14 protein-coding genes are annotated in these 16,981 nt (G+C 65.0%); 7 read left to right on the top strand and 7 right to left on the bottom strand.

Annotated elements, in window-relative coordinates; translation table 11 throughout:
• The first annotated feature begins 17 nt into the window (after positions 1-17).
• From KT882_RS10910 to KT882_RS10900, 3 genes are read left to right on the top strand one after another with little or no spacing between them, the layout of a single operon-like run.
• Positions 18-1,112: a porin gene (locus KT882_RS10910; RefSeq protein WP_228895727.1), complete on the top strand. Its 1,095-nt coding sequence runs from the start codon at positions 18-20 to the stop codon at positions 1,110-1,112.
• Positions 1,113-1,147: 35 nt separating this feature from the next.
• Positions 1,148-3,013 (top strand): sensor histidine kinase, encoded by a 1,866-nt coding sequence (locus KT882_RS10905; RefSeq protein ID WP_228895724.1) that lies wholly within the window; start codon positions 1,148-1,150, stop codon positions 3,011-3,013.
• The gene (locus KT882_RS10900; protein WP_228895722.1) at positions 3,013-4,347 is read left to right on the top strand and encodes a sigma-54-dependent transcriptional regulator; all 1,335 of its coding nucleotides are present in this window, start codon (positions 3,013-3,015) and stop codon (positions 4,345-4,347) included. The genes KT882_RS10905 and KT882_RS10900 overlap by 1 nt, the downstream gene beginning before the upstream one ends.
• Before the next feature lie 226 nt (positions 4,348-4,573).
• On the opposite strand, the gene pnp is transcribed toward KT882_RS10900, so the two are convergent.
• Complete coding sequence (gene pnp / locus KT882_RS10895; protein WP_161071969.1) at positions 4,574-6,700, bottom strand: polyribonucleotide nucleotidyltransferase; 2,127 nt, start codon at positions 6,698-6,700, stop codon at positions 4,574-4,576.
• Between the two features lie 198 nt (positions 6,701-6,898).
• The gene (rpsO, locus tag KT882_RS10890; protein WP_056405183.1) at positions 6,899-7,168 is read right to left on the bottom strand and encodes a 30S ribosomal protein S15; all 270 of its coding nucleotides are present in this window, start codon (positions 7,166-7,168) and stop codon (positions 6,899-6,901) included.
• Positions 7,169-7,334: 166 nt separating this feature from the next.
• On the opposite strand from rpsO, the gene bamE reads away from it, so the two are divergent.
• Positions 7,335-7,820 (top strand): outer membrane protein assembly factor BamE domain-containing protein, encoded by a 486-nt coding sequence (bamE, locus tag KT882_RS10885; protein WP_321170351.1) that lies wholly within the window; start codon positions 7,335-7,337, stop codon positions 7,818-7,820.
• Positions 7,821-7,855: 35 nt separating this feature from the next.
• Here bamE and KT882_RS10880 read toward each other — a convergent pair whose 3' ends face one another.
• From KT882_RS10880 to KT882_RS10870, 3 genes are all read right to left on the bottom strand, one after another.
• Positions 7,856-9,403, bottom strand: coding sequence for a 2-isopropylmalate synthase (locus KT882_RS10880; RefSeq protein ID WP_161071971.1), 1,548 nt, complete (start codon positions 9,401-9,403; stop codon positions 7,856-7,858).
• 43 nt (positions 9,404-9,446) lie between these two features.
• Positions 9,447-10,325, bottom strand: a complete 879-nt coding sequence (gene pssA / locus KT882_RS10875) for a CDP-diacylglycerol--serine O-phosphatidyltransferase (protein WP_161071972.1) — start codon at positions 10,323-10,325, stop codon at positions 9,447-9,449.
• 116 nt (positions 10,326-10,441) lie between these two features.
• Positions 10,442-11,209: an SIMPL domain-containing protein gene (locus tag KT882_RS10870; protein WP_161071973.1), complete on the bottom strand. Its 768-nt coding sequence runs from the start codon at positions 11,207-11,209 to the stop codon at positions 10,442-10,444.
• 145 nt (positions 11,210-11,354) lie between these two features.
• Here KT882_RS10870 and KT882_RS10865 point away from each other — a divergent pair, with 145 nt between their 5' ends.
• Positions 11,355-11,771 (top strand): YidB family protein, encoded by a 417-nt coding sequence (locus KT882_RS10865; protein ID WP_228895718.1) that lies wholly within the window; start codon positions 11,355-11,357, stop codon positions 11,769-11,771.
• A gap of 19 nt (positions 11,772-11,790) precedes the next feature.
• Here KT882_RS10865 and KT882_RS10860 read toward each other — a convergent pair whose 3' ends face one another.
• Positions 11,791-13,590: a putative bifunctional diguanylate cyclase/phosphodiesterase gene (locus tag KT882_RS10860; RefSeq protein ID WP_228895716.1), complete on the bottom strand. Its 1,800-nt coding sequence runs from the start codon at positions 13,588-13,590 to the stop codon at positions 11,791-11,793.
• Between the two features lie 174 nt (positions 13,591-13,764).
• Between KT882_RS10860 and KT882_RS10855 the strand changes: the two genes are divergently transcribed.
• Together KT882_RS10855 and KT882_RS10850 are read left to right on the top strand one after the other, a co-directional pair.
• Positions 13,765-14,304, top strand: coding sequence for a BPSL0067 family protein (locus tag KT882_RS10855; protein ID WP_228895715.1), 540 nt, complete (start codon positions 13,765-13,767; stop codon positions 14,302-14,304).
• Between the two features lie 6 nt (positions 14,305-14,310).
• Entirely contained in the window at positions 14,311-14,763 is a 453-nt protein-coding gene (locus KT882_RS10850) for an STY0301 family protein (protein WP_308807706.1), read from the top strand.
• Positions 14,764-14,805: 42 nt separating this feature from the next.
• On the opposite strand, the gene KT882_RS10845 is transcribed toward KT882_RS10850, so the two are convergent.
• Positions 14,806-16,920, bottom strand: a complete 2,115-nt coding sequence (locus tag KT882_RS10845) for a DUF4214 domain-containing protein (protein ID WP_228895713.1) — start codon at positions 16,918-16,920, stop codon at positions 14,806-14,808.
• Positions 16,921-16,981 lie beyond the last annotated feature (61 nt).

Below are 16,981 nucleotides of genomic sequence, written 5' to 3'. Positions count from 1 at the left end.
ATACACAAGGAGACCTGATGAAATACGCAATAACCCCTTTGCTGGCGCTGGCCTGCTGCGCCGCGCAAGCGCAGTCCGCCGTGAAAATCTACGGCGTGGCGGACGCCGGCCTGGTGTTCGAACGCGGCGGCCCCGCCGGCGGCACCAGCTATGTAAGCAGCGGCGTGGCCTCCGGCTCGCGCCTCGGCTTCAAGGGCACGGAAGACCTGGGCGGCGGCATGTCGGCCGGCTTCGTGCTCGAAAGCGGCATCAGCATCGACAGCGGCGCCTCCGGCCAGGGAGGGCTGACCTTCGGCCGCCAGTCCTTCGTGTCGCTGGGCGGCGCGCTCGGCACGCTGAGCGCGGGCCGCCAGTACTCGCCCTACTTCAAGGCCCTGCGCGACATTGCCGATCCCTTCAGCGACGGCCTGGCCGGCCAGGCCGCCAACCTGATGGCGCCCAACCGCCGCATGGACAACTCGCTGGTCTACGCCTCGCCCAAGGTGGCGGGCTGGTCCACCGACCTGGCCTACAGCGCCGGCGAGGTGGCGGGCGACAGCACCCGCAAGCGCGCGCTGAGCGGCGCCGTCAATTTCGCGGCGGGGCCGCTGGCGCTGGTGCTGTCGCACTACCGCCGCGAGGACGCCGCCGCCAGCCTGCACGCGCGCAACAGCCTGCTGGCCGCGCGCTACACGCTGGGCGCCTACCAGCTGCACGCCGCCTACGCCGTCAACCGCGGCATGGGCACCGTGGGCGGCGGCGGTACGCTGGCCTTCACGGCGGGCGGCGCCGGTGCTGCCGTCGGCACGCTGGCGGCAGGAGGCGCCATCGCCAGCGGCCCTGTGGGCGCGCCGGGCGCGGCCAGCCGCGACATCGTGCTGGGCCTGTGCGCCACCTTCGGCCCGCACCGCTACGCCGCGTCGGTGGTGCAGCACCTGGACCGCAGCCCGGCCAACAAGGACGCGCGCCAGTTCGGCGTGGGCTATCTGTACGGCCTGTCCAAGCGCACCGACCTGTACGCCGCATACGGCCGGGTCAGCAACAGCAACGGCGCCACCTTCACCATCGGCAACGCCACCGACGACGGCAAGGGGCACAGCGCAATCAATCTCGGCCTGCGCCACCTGCTGTAAAAGCATTGCACGCGCGCAGTTTGCTATAGTTGCCCATGATGCCAGCCCAGTCCTCCGCCCCCGCAACGCCCCAGGCGCAGCCGCGCCGGCCGCAGCACGTCCGCACGGTCTGGGGCCTGGTGCTGCTGGCGGGGCTTGCCCTGCCCTATCTGGCCTATTGGTGGGTGAACCTGGTCACCACCGAGCGCCTGCGCGCAGCCGGTGCGCAGCGGCTGGAGGTGTACGCCACCAGCCTGGAAAACCTGCTCGACAAATACGACCTGGTGCCGCGCATGCTGGAGCTGGACAAGGACGTGCTGGGCTTGCTGGAAAAGCCCGGCGACGAGGACTTGCGCAACAACGTCAATGAATACCTGGAAGGCTTGAACCAGAAGGCCGGCTCCAGCAATATCTACATCGTCAACCTGCAGGGCCGCACGCAAGCGGCCAGCAACTGGCGCCAGAAGGACAGTTTCGTCGGCGACGACGTCAACTTCCGGCCCTATATCCGCAACGCCCTGCGCGGGCATCCAGGCGGCTTCTATGGCGTGGGCACCACCAGCCTGGAGCCGGGGTACTTCTACGCGCACGGCATCTACAAGAACGGCCGCATGCTGGGCGTGGCCGCCATCAAGGTCAGCATCGAGAGCCAGCAGCTGAGCTGGGCACAGGGTGCGGACAAGGTGATGCTGGTGGACAGCAACGGCGTCATCTTCCTCACCTCCGCCTCGGCCTGGAAATTCAAGACCCTGCAGCCGCTGGCAGCCAGCGTGCGCGCCGAACTGGAGCAGACCCGTCAGTACCACGAACAGGCGCTGCCCCCGCTGACGCTGGCGCACGACGAAGCGCTGGCCAACGGCACCCGATTGCTCGCCATCCGCGACGGCAACGCCGGCCTGGCCGCCGCCCCGCCGCGCATGCTGGCGCAAACCCGCTCGCTGGCGCCGCGCGACTGGACCTTCATCTACCTGTCGGACCTGAACGCGGCGCGCGCCAACGCCCGCGTGGCCTTCCTGTTCGCGCTGCTGGCCTACGGCTTCCTGGTGCTGCTGTTCCTGTTCTGGCGCCAGCGCCTGCGCGCCAAGGAAGACCTGCAGCACGCCTACGACGGCCTGGAGCGCATGGTGGACGAGCGCACCGCCAGCCTGGCGCGCATGGCGCAGGACCTGAGCAAGGAAGTGGACGTGCGGCGCCAGGCCGAGCAGCAGCTGCACATCACCCAGAACGAGCTGTTCCAGGCCGGGAAAATGGCCGTGCTGGGGCAGATGTCGGCCAGCATCACGCACGAGCTGAACCAGCCGCTGACGGCGCTGCGCACCATGTCCGACAACGCCGTGCTGCTGTTCGAGCGCGGCCGCATGGACGACGTGCGCAACAACCTGAAAACCATCTCCCAGGTGGTGGCGCGCATGGGCACCATCACCGGCAAGCTGAAAAGCTTTGCCCGCAAGTCGAATGCGGAGCTGGCGGCGGTGTCCATCCACACCTCGATCTCCAACGCCCTGGTGCTGGTGGAGCGCCGCCTGCAGCTCGACAAGGTGAGCTTCCAGCTGCATATCGACCAGGCCGACATCTACGCGCTGTGCGACAGCAACCGGCTCGAGCAGGTGCTGCTGAACCTGATGACCAACGCGCTCGACTCCATGGCGGGCAGCCCGGTGCGCGAGCTGCGCGTGGACGTCAACAGCACGCCGCAGCGCGTGTTCATCCGCGTGGCCGACAGCGGCCCCGGCCTGAGCGACGAAGCGCGCACGCGCCTGTTCGAGCCCTTCTACACCTCCAAGCCGCAAGGCGAAGGGCTGGGCCTGGGGCTGGCCATTTCGGAACAAATCATCCGCGACTTCGGCGGCAGCCTGCAAGCGGAACAGGCCAGTGCCGGCGCCTGCTTCGTGATCGAACTCAAAGCGGCACAGGAGACGTGATGGACGATGCAATGAACGATATCCGGGTGATCCTGGTCGAGGACGATCCCACCGTGCGCGCCGGCAGCGCCCAGGCGCTGGACCTGGCCGGATTCACTGTGCGCAGTTTCGACAGCGCCGAGCCGGTGGCCAAGCTGCTGGAGCCGCACTGCGCGGCAGTGCTGGTGAGCGACGTGCGCCTGCCCGGCATGAGCGGCCTCGATCTGCTGGCCGCCGCGCGCGCCATCGACCCGGAACTGCCGGTGATACTGGTGACGGGCCACGGTGACATCGCCATGGCCGTGCAGGCCATGCATGACGGCGCCTACGATTTTATCGAAAAGCCCTACTCGTCCGAACAGCTGGCCGACGTGGTGCGCCGCGCGGCCGACAAGCGCCGCTTGCAGCTCGAAGTGCACGCGCTGCGCCAGCGGCTGGCGCACAGCGAGGGCATCGCCGCCTACCTGCTGGGCAATGCGCCCGCCATGCAGGCGCTGAGGCAAGTGATACTGGACGTGGCCGGGCAGCCTGCGGACGTGCTGATCTACGGCGAAACCGGCACCGGCAAGGAGCTGGTGGCGCGCTGCCTGCACCAGTTCGGCGAGCGCGCCAGGCACCACTACGTGCCCATCAATTGCGGCGCCATTCCGGAAACCATTTTCGAGAGCGAGCTGTTCGGCCATGAACAAGGCGCCTTTACCGGCGCGGCCAAGCGGCAGATCGGCAAGATCGAGCATGCGTCGCAGGGCACGCTGTTCCTGGACGAGATAGAAAGCCTGCCGCTGGCCATGCAGGTCAAGCTGCTGCGCGTGCTGCAGGAGCGCTGCATCCAGCGCCTGGGATCGAACACGCCAGTGCCGCTGGACGTGCGCGTGATCGCCGCGTCGAAGGAGGATTTGAAGGCCTGGTCGGACCAGGGCAAGTTCCGCAGCGACCTGTATTACCGGCTGAACCTGATCATGCTGCGCATTCCGCCGCTGCGCGAACGGCGCGAGGACATTCCGCTGCTGTTCGAGCACTTTCTGCTGGACGCGGCGGCGCGCTACAAGCGGCCTTGCCCCGTGGTCCCGGCGGCGCAGATGCAGCAGCTGATGGCGCAGGACTGGCCCGGCAATGTGCGCGAGCTGCGCAATGCGGCGGACCGGTTTGTGCTGGGCCTGCCGGCCAGCGAGGCAGCCGCGCCGGTGCTGCCGCTGGCGGACCAGGTGGGCGCTTTTGAACGCATGCTGATCGAGCAGGCCCTGCGCGCAGCCAGCGGCAATGTGGGCGACGCTTGCGCGGCGCTGGGTCTGCCCAAGCAGACCATGTACCACAAGATGCAAAAATACGGGCTCGCCGCCGAGGATTATCGCTAGCGGTTTGGGCGGCGCCGGCGGGTTACGCAGTTCGCGCTCGGCGCGCCCCGCTAACCCGCCCTACGGGAAGAATTCCTGCGATTGAATTTGTTTGCGATATCCTGGTCGTATAGCGTTCCCATGACGGCCTCCGGTTGGAGGAGACAAGCAAGCACCGCCTTGGTTCCGTAAGGACGTAAAAAAGCCGCCAGGGCTTGCGCGCTGGCGGCTCTTTAAGCGGAGAAGATTACTGCGCGGCGGCTGGCGCTGCGCCTTCTTCGGCGGCGGCTTTCATCGACAGCTTCAGGCGGCCGCGGTCGTCGGTTTCCAGAACCTTGACGCGCACTTGCTGGCCTTCTTTCAGGTAGTCGGCAACGGCGTTCACGCGCTCGTTGGCGATCTGCGAGATGTGCAGCAGGCCGTCTTTGCCCGGCATGACCTGGACGATGGCGCCGAAGTCCAGCAGCTTCAGCACGGTGCCGTCGTAGGTCTTGCCCACTTCGACCGACGCGGTCAGCTCTTCGATGCGGCGCTTGGCTTCCTGGCCGGCAGCAGCGTCAACGGAAGCGATGGTGACCACGCCTTCGTCGCTGATGTCGATCTGGGTGCCGGTCTCTTCGGTCAGCGCGCGGATCACTGCGCCGCCTTTGCCGATCACGTCACGGATCTTCTCCGGGTTGATCTTGATGGTGATCAGGCGCGGTGCGAAATCGGACAGTTCCGTTTTCACGTGCGGCATGGCTTTCTGCATTTCACCCAGGATGTGCTCGCGGCCTTCTTTGGCTTGCGCCAGCGCCACTTGCATGATTTCCTTGGTGATGCCCTGGATCTTGATGTCCATCTGCAGCGCGGTAATGCCATTGGCGGTACCGGCTACCTTGAAGTCCATGTCGCCCAGGTGGTCTTCATCGCCCAGGATGTCGGACAGAACAGCGAAACGGCCGCCTTCCTTGATCAGGCCCATGGCGATACCGGCCACGTGTGCTTTCATCGGCACGCCGGCGTCCATCAGTGCCAGGCAGCCGCCGCAGACCGAAGCCATCGACGAGGAACCGTTCGATTCGGTGATTTCCGATACCAGACGCACCGAGTAGCTGAACTCGTCAGCTGCCGGCAGCGCGGCGATCAGCGCGCGCTTGGCCAGGCGGCCGTGGCCCACTTCGCGGCGCTTCGGCGTACCGACGCGGCCGGTTTCGCCGGTGGCGAACGGAGGCATGTTGTAGTGCAGCATGAAGTCGTCGGTGTACTCGCCCATCAGCGCGTCGATCTTCTGCGAATCGCGGGCGGTGCCCAGGGTCGCGACGACCAGCGCCTGGGTTTCGCCGCGGGTGAACAGGGCCGAACCGTGGGTGCGCGGCAGGACCGAGGTGCGGATCGAAATCGGACGCACGGTGCGGGTGTCGCGGCCGTCGATACGTGGCTCGCCTTCCAGGATCTGCGAACGCACAACCTTGGCTTCCATGTCGAACAGGATGTTGCCCACGTCCACGCCGTTTGGCGCTTCGGCGCCGTTGGCGGCAGCGTCGGCTGCCAGGTCGGCTACGACTTCGGCGGACATGGCGCGCAGCTTGTCGGTACGGGCTTGCTTGTCTTTGGTCTGGTAGGCTTCGCGGATTTTCGACTCGGCGAACTGCGCCACTTTGGCGATCAGCGCTTCGTTCTTCGGCGCCGGCGCCCACTGCATTTCAGGCTTGCCGCCGTCGCGCACCAGGTCGTGGATCGCGTCGATGACTGCTTTCATTTCGGTGTGGCCGAACACGACCGCGCCCAGCATGATTTCTTCGGACAGCTGCTTGGCTTCCGATTCCACCATCAGCACGGCGGTTTCGGTACCGGCCACAACCAGATCCATCTGCGAGGTTTTCAGCTGGGTGGTGGTCGGGTTCAGGATGTACTGGCCGTTGGCGTAACCCACGCGGGCGGCGCCGATCGGGCCGTTGAACGGCAGGCCGGCCACGCACAGGGCGGCCGAGGCGCCGATCATCGAGGCGATGTCAGGATCGATTTCCGGGTTGACCGACAGCACGTGAATGATCACTTGCACTTCGTTCATGTAGCCTTCCGGGAACAGAGGGCGGATAGGACGGTCGATCAGGCGGGACGTCAGCGTTTCTTTTTCGGAAGGACGGCCTTCGCGCTTGAAGAAACCGCCAGGGATTTTACCGGCCGCGTAGGTCTTTTCGAGGTAGTCAACGGTCAGCGGGAAGAAGTCCTGGCCAGGCTTGGCTTCTTTGCGCGCCACGACGGTTGCCAGCACGACGGTGTCTTCGATCGACACCATCACCGCGCCGGATGCCTGGCGAGCGATCTCGCCGGTTTCCAGGGTCACGGTGTGTTGGCCGTACTGGAAGGTTTTCGTAACTTTGTTAAACATGGGTAATCCCTTTCTATTTGCCGACAGATTTTCAGGAGCTGTCGTTCACCTCACCACAGACAGCGGCCGGGGCCGCCGCCTTTACTACTTTTGCTACAGGTATTGCCGGATTGCCCTATTTCCCCCGCTCAGAATGACAAAATGCCCGCGGCAGAGAACTGACGCAGGCATTTCGGCTCAAGCCGGGACGTACAAAGATTACTTACGCAGACCCAGTTTAGCGATCAGATCGCGGTAACGGGTTGCATCTTTGTTCTTCAGGTAGGACAGCAGCGATTTACGACGGTTAACCATCATGATCAGGCCACGACGGCTGTGGTGATCTTTGCTGTGGGCTTTGAAGTGACCGTTCAGTTCGTTGATGCGTGCGGTCAGCAGCGCAACTTGAACTTCTGGGGAGCCGGTGTCGTTCTGGCCACGTGCGTTGTCCGCGATGATCGCGGCTTTGTTGATGTTTTCTACGGTCATGATATTACCTTTCACATGCGGTATGCGGAGTCTGAACCCTGCGCACCGTGATATCGATTAAAAATATACTGATCCAAAGACCAGACCCGCGAGTATAACGGAATACACCACGGATGGCTAGAATTACCCGTAGACGGAGAGCGCGAGGGTTGCAACCATGAGAAAAATGATCACAACGGCAATATTGCCACTGCTATTGGCGGCCTGCGCCGGCCCGGGCGGCACGCCGCCGGCCCTCGGCGAGCGCATGGACGCCGTCAAGGCCAGGCTGGGCCAGCCCGGCGCCAGCTACCAGCTGGGCGGCGACACGTTGCTCGAATACACCACCCAGCCCTTCGGCCAATACGCCTACATGGCCCGCTTCGGGCCGGACGGCGCGCTGAAATCCTACGAGCAGGTGCTGACGGACGAAAAATTCGCCACCCTCACAGTGGGCATCGCCACCCGCGACGACGTGCTGCGCACCATAGGCCACCCGGCCGAGACCAGCTACCTGGCGCTGCGCGACCTCACGGTCTGGTCCTACCGCTACAAGCAGTCCGGCGTGTGGAACTCCATGATGCACGTGCATTTCGACCAGGCCGGCATCGTGCGCGAAATGATGGCCGGGCCGGACCCGGCCTACGACGACAAGCCGCGCTTCTTCCGCTAGCCCTGGGGTCTGACCCGGCGGGTCAGACCCCGACCTCACTCGGTTTGCGGGTTGACGCGCTCGATCTTGGAATGCAGCTTGTTCAGGCCGGACAAGTAGGCCTTGGCCGAGGCCACCACGATGTCCGGATCCGAGCCGACGCCGTTGACGATGCGCCCGGCGTTCGACAGCCGCATCGTCACCTCCCCCTGCGACTGGGTGCCGGTGCTGATGGCGTTAATCGAGAACAGCACCAGCTCGGCCCCGCTCCTGGCCTGGCATTCGATGGCGTTGACCATGGCGTCCACCGGGCCGTCGCCCTCCCCGTCGCAGCTGTATTCCTTGCCGCCCATGGAGAACACTACCTTGGCGGTAGGCGTTTCGCCGGTCTCGGAGCGCTGCGCCAGCGACACGAAGCGGTAGTACTCGTTCTCCTGCGCCGTTTCCTCGTCCGACACCAGGGCCATGATGTCCTCGTCGAAGATTTCGGCCTTGCGGTCCGCCAGCTCCTTGAAGCGGCCGAAGGCGGCGTTCACTTCCGCTTCCGACTCCATTTCTATGCCCAGCTCCTGCAGGCGCTGCTTGAAGGCGTTGCGGCCGGACAGCTTGCCGAGCACGATCTTGTTGGCGGTCCAGCCCACGTCCTCGGCGCGCATGATCTCGTAGGTTTCGCGCGCTTTCAGTATGCCGTCCTGGTGGATGCCGGACGCGTGCGCGAAGGCGTTGGCGCCCACCACCGCCTTGTTCGGCTGCACCGCGAAGCCGGTGATCTGCGACACCATCTTGGACGCGGCCACGATCTGCGTGGTGTCTATGCCCACGGTCAGGTTGTAATAGGCTTGCCGCGTGCGCAGCGCCATCACCACTTCCTCCAGCGCGGTGTTGCCGGCGCGCTCGCCCAGGCCGTTGATGGTGCACTCGATCTGCCGCGCGCCGCCTATCATCACGCCGGCCAGCGAGTTGGCCACCGCCAGTCCCAGGTCGTTGTGGCAGTGCACCGACCACACGGCCTTGTCCGAATTGGGGATGCGTTCGCGCAGGCGCTTGATGGTGGCGCCGAACATTTCCGGCACGGCGTAGCCCACCGTGTCGGGGAAATTGATGGTGGTGGCGCCTTCGGCGATCACGCCCTCCAGCACGCGGCACAGGAAGTCTTCTTCCGAGCGGCTGCCGTCTTCCGGGCTGAATTCGATATCGTCCGTGTGCTGGCGGGCGAAGCGCACGGCCAGCTTGGCCTGTTCCAGCACCTGCGCCGGCTCCATGCGCAGCTTCATCTGCATGTGCAGCGGCGAGGTGGCGATGAAGGTGTGGATGCGCTTGCGCTCGGCGGGCGCCAGCGCTTCGGCGGCGCGGGCGATGTCGCGGTCATTGGCGCGCGACAGGGAGCAGACCGTGGAGTCGCGCACGTGCGCGGCGATGGACTTGATGGATTCGAAGTCGCCCTGCGAGGCGGCGGCGAAGCCCGCTTCGATGACGTCCACCTTCAGCCGTTCCAGCTGCTTGGCGATGCGCAGCTTCTCTTCGCGCGTCATCGAGGCGCCCGGCGATTGCTCGCCGTCGCGCAGGGTGGTGTCGAAAATAATGAGGCGGTTGCTGAGGCTCATAACGATGTCTCCTTATGGCTAGGGTTGAACCGCCCCGTACTTGCTAGCGGCGTTCGCTCTCGTCCACCGGTTCGTGGCCGGTCTGCACGATGCTGACCGGCTTGCCTTTGGCCATGCGCCAGAAGAACACCGCGTAGCCGGACAGGCCGTACACGATGAACAGCGGGAACAGCACTTTGGGCGGATCGATCGACACCAGCGCGAAGAACAGTGCAATCAGGAATACGGCGATAAAGGGCACGGACTTGCGGAAGTTCAGTTCCTTGAAGCTGTAGAACGGCACGTTGGTGACCATGGTGAGCCCCGCGAACAGCGCAATGGCGAACGAGGTCCACGACAGCTGCAGGCCGGGCACTTCCATGTCCACCATCAGCAGCACGAAGCCGCCCACGATGGCCGCCGCGGCCGGGCTGGGCAGGCCCTGGAAGAAGCGCTTGTCGACCACTTCGATATTGGTGTTGAAGCGCGCCAGGCGCAGCGCGGCGCCGGCGCAGTAGACGAAGGCGGCGATCCAGCCCAGCTTGCCCATGCCGCGCAGCGACCATTCGTAAATCACCAGCGCCGGGGCGGCGCCGAAGGACACCATGTCCGACAGGGAGTCGTACTGGGCGCCGAATTCGCTTTGGGTATTGGTCAGGCGGGCAATGCGGCCGTCCAGGCCGTCCAGCACCATGGCGATGAAAATGGCCCAGGCCGCATGCTCGAAGCGCTGGTTCATGGCCATGACGATGGCGTAGAAGCCGCAAAACAGTGCGCCCGTCGTGAACGCGTTGGGCAGCAAATAGATGCCGCGCGAACGCGGGCCGGCCACGCCGCTCTCGTTCTCGCCACGGGCCTTGCGCGCGAACCGGGCGAAACGCGAGTTCTTGGGCTTGGCCAGGGTTACGCCATTTTTAGGTCTGCGACGGGGGAAATTTGCCATTGGGTTCCATTTCTAGTGCTGCGGTGTGTGCTTTTCCGGCCGCCCGGGCGGCCGGAATCTCCCGCCTATTATATAAGGGAGCACGCAGCAAAGAGAAAGTTTGGCCTATTGAATGCTTATTTGAACTTCACTTTGCCCACGACGCGCATTTCCAGCGTGGTCTCGCCGGGTTCGAAGCTCGGTTCGGACACTTCGGCGCTGTCCATGGCCTTGGCGCGCATCATCATCATGGGCGCCGGCGCGGCCATGGCTTCGCGGGCGTAGGCGCCGGAGCCTTCGAAGTCCACCGTGTCCAGCGTGGCGTCGCTGACCTTGCGGCCCATGGCGGCGGCGATGGAGGCGATGCGCTCGTTCAGGTTCTGGTAGGTGGCGGCGATGCGCTGCTCGTCCAGCTTCTTGGTGGCGGCGGGCGACAGGCCGAAGCTCAGATTGTTCAGGGTCAGCACTTTCTGCGCGGCGGCCACGGTTTTCGGCAGCTTGTCCAGGCTGGTGGTGGTCACTTGCAGGTACTGGCCCACGCGCCAGGCGGTGGGCACGCGCGGCTTGGGCGTGGCGCCGGCCGGCAGCGGGCGCTCGTCCGGGTACACCGGGTAGGTGTAGTAGCCCTGGGTTTTCAGGCTGGCCTGCGGGTCTTCCTTCTTCACGATGTCCAGGCCCTGCTTCATCTTCTGGTTCACGCGCGAGGCGGCGGCGGCCTTGTCCTTGTCCTGCTCCTCGATGGCCAGCGTGGCCACGGCCTGGTCGTTATTGGCGCGTACTTCGCCCTGGGCCGGCACGATGACCAGGGTGCCGCTGGTCGGGGTTTGCTGGGCTTGCGCTTGCGCGCCCAGGATCAGCATGGCGGCGGCGATAAGGGTCTTGGCAGCGGTTTTCTTGGCGGTCATTCTGTTGCTCCTTGGTTAAATCGTGAAGCAACTTTAACCGAATTTCGCGATGCCACAGGCACAACTAAGTGAGCGTTTGTAACAGGGGAAGCCACGCGGACCGTGATAGTATCGACAAGATCACCACCACCACTGGGAGTACGTCATGGGATTGCTCGATCAGCTTGCAGGACAAGTGCTCGGTTCGCTGGGCTCGCAGAAACAGGACCCGGTGCCGCAAGGCGACCTGGTCAACACGGTGATCGGCCTGGTCAACCAGGCTGGCGGTCTGCAGGGGCTGCTGCAGAAATTGCAGGCAAGCGGCCTGGGCGACCAGGTGGCGTCCTGGGTGGGCACCGGCGAGAACCAGGCGGTGTCCGGCAACCAGATTGCGGACGCGCTGGGCAGCGACCAGCTGGCGCAGATCGCGCAGCAGGCCGGCCTGGAGCCTGAGCACGCCAGCACCGGCCTGGCCCAGCTGCTGCCGCAAATTATCGACCAGCTGACGCCGCACGGCGCCGTGCCGCAGGACGATATGGTGGCGCAGGGCCTCAGCCTGCTCAAGGGCAAGCTGTTCGGCTAAGCCCTGCCCCGCGCCGGCCTCAGGCCAGCGCGCGCAGCAGGCGGCGGCCCGCCTGCGCTTCCGCAGCGCCGCCGCCGCACCAGGCCAGGAAGCCGGCCGGCTCTAGCGGACGCGCAAACAGATAGCCTTGCGCCTCGTCGCAGCCGGCCAGTTTCAGAAAGGTCTGCACTTCGCCGCATTCCACGCCTTCGGCCACCACGCGGTGGCCCAGGTCCTGCGTCAGCGAAATCATGGTGCTCACCAGCGACTGCTTGCGCACGTCGTCCTCCAGGCCGATGATGAAGGACTGGTCGATCTTGACCACGTCGGCCGGCATGCTCTGCAAATAGGACAGGCTGCTGTAGCCGGTGCCAAAGTCGTCGATGGCCAGGCGCACGCCGATGGCGGCGATGGCTTGCAGCGTGGCATGGGCGCGCTCCGGGTGTTCCATGATGGCGCTCTCGGTAATCTCCAGCTCCAGGCAGGACGGGGGCAAGTCATACATATTCAGGTAGTGCTCAACCTGGGCCACGAAGTCCGGCTCCAGCAGATTGGCGGCCGACACATTGACCGCCAGCTGCAGCTGCATGCCGGCGTTGCGCCAGGCGCGCTGCTGGCGCAGCGCCGCGTTCAGCACCCAGGCCGTGGTGGCCTGCGCCAGTCCGGAACGCTCAATCACGGGAATGAACTCGCCGGGCGACACATTGCCCAGTTCGGGATGCGTCCAGCGCAGCAGCGCCTCGGCGCCCACGCAGGCACCGCTTTCCATGTCCACGCGCGGCTGGAACACCAGGCGCAGCTGGCTGCTGCTTTCCAGCGCGCCGCCAAACTCGTTGAGCAGGCGGAAGCGGCGCTGGCAAGCGTCGTCGTCGCTACGCGAATAGATGGCAATACGGCTGGACTGGAAAATGGCGCCGTGGGCCGCGCTCTGCGCGGTGCGCAGCACGTCCAGGCAGTCGGCCCCGCCCAGCACGAAGGGCGCGACGCCTATGGTCGGCGTGGCGATATGGCGCGACTTGGCCAGGCTGGACGCCCGGGCCAGCTTTTCCTTCAGCACCGGCAGGTATTCCTCCAGCGTGGTGCAAGGCGGGGCGAACAGCGCGAACTGGGCGTCGCCCACATGGTAGACCTGGCGGCCCGGACCGAGCTGGGAGCGTATCCATTGGCTGGCCTCGGTCACCAGTTCATCCAGGTAGGACGAGCTGCGCACCCGCGCCGCGCTGCCCAGCTGCTCGGGCGTGGCCAGGTTGACCACCACCGCCAGGCGCAGCTCGTCCGGCGGGCAGTCGTTCTTCATGTCCTGGAAGTCCTCGATGAACTGGCTGCGGTTGGGCAGGCCGCTGAGCGGGTCCACCCGCCCTGCCGTATGCCGCAGCTCGATCTGCGCCATCACCATCTCCGCCAGGTCAGACAGGCAGGCGACCTCCTCGGGCGTGGTGTGGCGCCGCTCGTAGCCCATCACGCACAGGGCGCCCAGGCAATGGCCGTCGGCCGTGATCAGCGGCGCGCCGGCGTAGTAGCGCACGCCGCTGGCGGCCAGCGCGCCGTGGCGGAAATAGTGGTCTTCCAGCAGATCGGCAATGACCAGCGCGCCGCCGGTGTCCACCACTTCGGCGCAAGGCGCTTTCAGGCGCGGAATGGAGTTCTGCTCCAGGCCCAGGCGGGACTTGAACCACTGCCGGTCGCTGTCGGTGAGGGAAATGGCCGCGATCTCCAGACCGAATATGCGCGCAGCCAGGCGCGTGATGCGGTCAAAGGCTTTGCTCGGGCGGGTGTCGAGCAATTGCAGTTTATACAGGGCGTCGAGACGGGCTGCTTCGGTTTGGCAAGAAATAGTCATGGCTGGTCCGGTCAGGGTCGATACGGCGCGCGCAGCAAGGCAGCGGCGGGGTAGTCAATGCGGGACTGGGCACTGGCACGTGCCGGCGGCGGCACGAGAAATCGGGTAAAACTGAGCGGGAGTAGGGCTCGGAGGGGCGCTGCTTTATTACTTATTGCTGAGTTGCAGAATAGCATGAGACACAAAAAACTGCACGTTCAAAATGCAAGCCGTGCGCCATGCAGGCCTGACAGCGAAAGGTTTGCGCTGAGACAAATCGCCCTGACCGCTGCAACGGTAAAGTCTAATGACCTTCCAACCATTTCTTTAGAGCAAGAAAGGAAAGTCATGCCATATACCTATTCCAAAGTCGATGATCTGCAAAAAACCGACATGGTCGGCTCCCATCAGTGCGTTGCTCTCGTGCAAGTCTATGCAGGAGCGCCATCGACACTGGCGTGGCGTAAAGGAGATGATGTCGTTGGCAACGCTGCAATTAAGAAAGGCACAGCAATCGCAACCTTCATCGATGCGAAATATCCCAACCGCAGTACTGGCAACCATGCCGCGTTCTATCTGAAGGACGGTGTCGGCGGGATCTACATCATGGACCAATGGAAGACGAAACCTGGCGGCAAGGTATCGTCGCGCTTTATTCCGCGCTTGGGCAAAGACAAAAAAGGACGCTTCATCCGCCCCAGCAATAATGCCGACGCCTACTCCATCATCGAATAGCTATTCATGCGCCCTCTCACCTCAAAAGTATTTCCATTGCCGGCTATCCTAACTCTGACTCTGGGAGTACTAATTCCAGGCAAAGCAATGAGTGCGCAAGCGCTCGAATGCCCAAAGGAGCTCCCTGCCACATCATTCCAGTTGGCAAACGCACCACCTGGCTGGCGGTTCTTTGCGGAACTGCCTCTCTACCTGCATGCGGCAGAGCCAATGAGCGGGCCTCCAGAGCAACTAGGCCATCTGATTGAAGATTCCGTAAAAAAAAATAAGGATCAGTGGACTTACACATACACTCTGGATGGCCCCTTTCCCAATGGAAAATGGCTGCTCTGCTCTTACGGCGCCCATAGCGAAATGACACTCTCGAAACGCATCAGCGACGAAACGCAGATGTGCAAGATAAGCTATCGCAAGGGCAGTAAGGCCGAACAGCGCGAGATAAATATCCATTGCGAATAGCCCGCCGGCTTGCGCGGGCGGGCTGCGGGTGCCTGAGGAGGATTAGAGGAAGAAGGCCTCGGGTTCGGCGACGCCGACCAGCGCGGCGAATTGCGCAACGGGCGGGAACGGGCCTGGGTTCTCGTTCAGGCTCTTGAGCAGGGCTGGCAGCGCGGCAATGGCGCTGGACAGCGTGGCGTCGTCCTGGATGCCGGCCAGCCAGGCCGAGGCGGCCGCCAGGTTCTGCCCGGTGTAGGCCGCTTCCGTTTGCAGCACCGTCAGGCCGGCGGTGAATTCCGCCGCCGCCACGGCCTTGGCTTGCAGCGCCAGCGCGTCGCTGCCCTGCGCCGCCTGCGTCAGCGCGATGGCGGTGCCGCCCAGGGTCAGGTAGCCCTTGGTGATCAATCCGGTCCAATACTGCAAGCCGGCGCTGTCGGCGGCGTGGCCGAACATGTTCAGATACATCTGGTTGACGGCCACGTCAGTTGCCTTCCCGCCGAACTGCTGCTGGAATTCGGCCGACTGCACCAGCGCCGTCTCCAGCACATGCACGCTGCTCTGGGCCTGCCAATAGCCCTGCCCCGCCGGTTCCGCCGGACGGTGCAGGAGGGCCGCGTACAGCTTGCCGACTTCTATTGCGCTGATGGCGGGTACGCCCGCGCCGCTGTTGGCGCGCGCGATGGCGGCCGCGTCGTTCAGGCTGCCGGTGTCGATATCGCCGATGTGCGCGGCCGGCGTGCTCACACCGAGCGCGGAGCCCAGGTAGGACGTCAGCAGCGTTTCCGGATGCCCGCTGGCCATGGCGGCGGCCAGCTTGTCGACCAGCGACGCCTGCAGCACCACCGAGGCCTGGCCGATGTGGGCCAGCGCGCCGTAAATGCCGCCGCCGGCGGTATTGGTTTGCTCGATATTGGCCAGGCCCGCTTCCAGCACCTGGCCGAAAGCCTGCGTCGCCAGGGCGCTCAGTTTTGCGGCAGCCGCCGTCAGGCTGGCATTGCCGGCCTGGGCGACGCTGCTGGCGAGCAGCGCGCTGATGAAGCTGGCGCTGCTCAGGTCGGTGGCGCCGCTGGCGTGCGCGAGGGTGCCTGCCAGCGCGCCGGCAACCGCCTTGAAGGCTTGCGCTTCGCTGAGCTGGCCGGATCCGCCAGCCAGGCTGACCAGCGTGCGGGCCACCGCCAGTTGCAGGCCGTCCAGGCTGGCAGCCACCACTTGCAGGTGCAGCGCTGCCGGCACGGAGGCGGGTGCTCCCGGATCGCTGTCGATGGCGGCGGATAGCGGGCTGGTCTTGCTCACGTCGGTGGCGCCCAGGCCGAACGCTTCAGCCAGGCGGGCGCTGGCCTGGGCCGCGCTCGCGCCCTGCAGCTGCAGCTGCAGGTGCAGCGAGGACAGCGCGTTGACGGCCTTGCTTTGGGTGGTGGCGGCATAGCTGCCGTGCTGCGCCAGGCCGGTGGTGGCGTCGGTGCCGCCGGTGACCAGCAGCGACACGGGAATCTGGCCGGGCGGCACGATGCCGGCATTGGACGCCGTCAGGATGTAGCGGCCTTGGCTGTCCGTGACGGCATTCCATTCGCCCTGGTCGAACTGGCCGTTGCCGTTGGCGTCGTTAAAGACGGTGGCGCCCTGCACATAGCCGGTCGCTTGCACCTGGCCGGTGTAGGCGGTATAGCCCCAGTCCTTGAGCGTGGAAGCCAGGAAGGGCAGCTCGGCCTTGAAGGCAGCCAGCGAAGCGGCGTCGGTGACGCGATCCAGGTAGGCGCCCACGAGGGCAACATTGCTGCCCTGGTAGGCGGCCAGTTCCGGCCCGGTGTCCATTTCTGCGCTGAACGCCAAGGCCGCCGCCGCTTTGCTCTCCAGCGCCGTCTTGTCGCTGCCTTGCGCGCCGAGCGCCAGATAGAGCGGCAATGCGCCGCGGCTGATCGCGCCGCTGTCCAGCAGCGCGGTCCAGTAATTCGCCCCGGCGGCGTCGGCGGCATGGCCGAACAGCTGGTGATAGAAGAAGCGCACCATGGCGGCATTGCTTTCGTCCGCATGCGCAACCTTGAACTCAGGCGAAGCGGCGAGCGTCGCCGCCACCTCCGCGCTGCTCTGGCTGGCGACGAGGGTGATGGTCAGCGCTTCCGGCACGCGGTTGCTGTAGGCGACGAAGAGCTTTGCGATATCGGTCGGTGAGAGGGGCATAGTGGCGCCTGTAAGGTTGAGTAATCGAAACAGCTTGGAGTTATAAGATTGTCATAATTAT

This window comes from Pseudoduganella aquatica, assembly GCF_020865585.1.
Taxonomy (GTDB): Bacteria; Pseudomonadota; Gammaproteobacteria; order Burkholderiales; family Burkholderiaceae_D; genus Rugamonas; species Rugamonas aquatica_A.
Note: the sequence above shows the minus strand (reverse complement) of the source record. Positions and strands in the feature narration are given on the sequence as shown.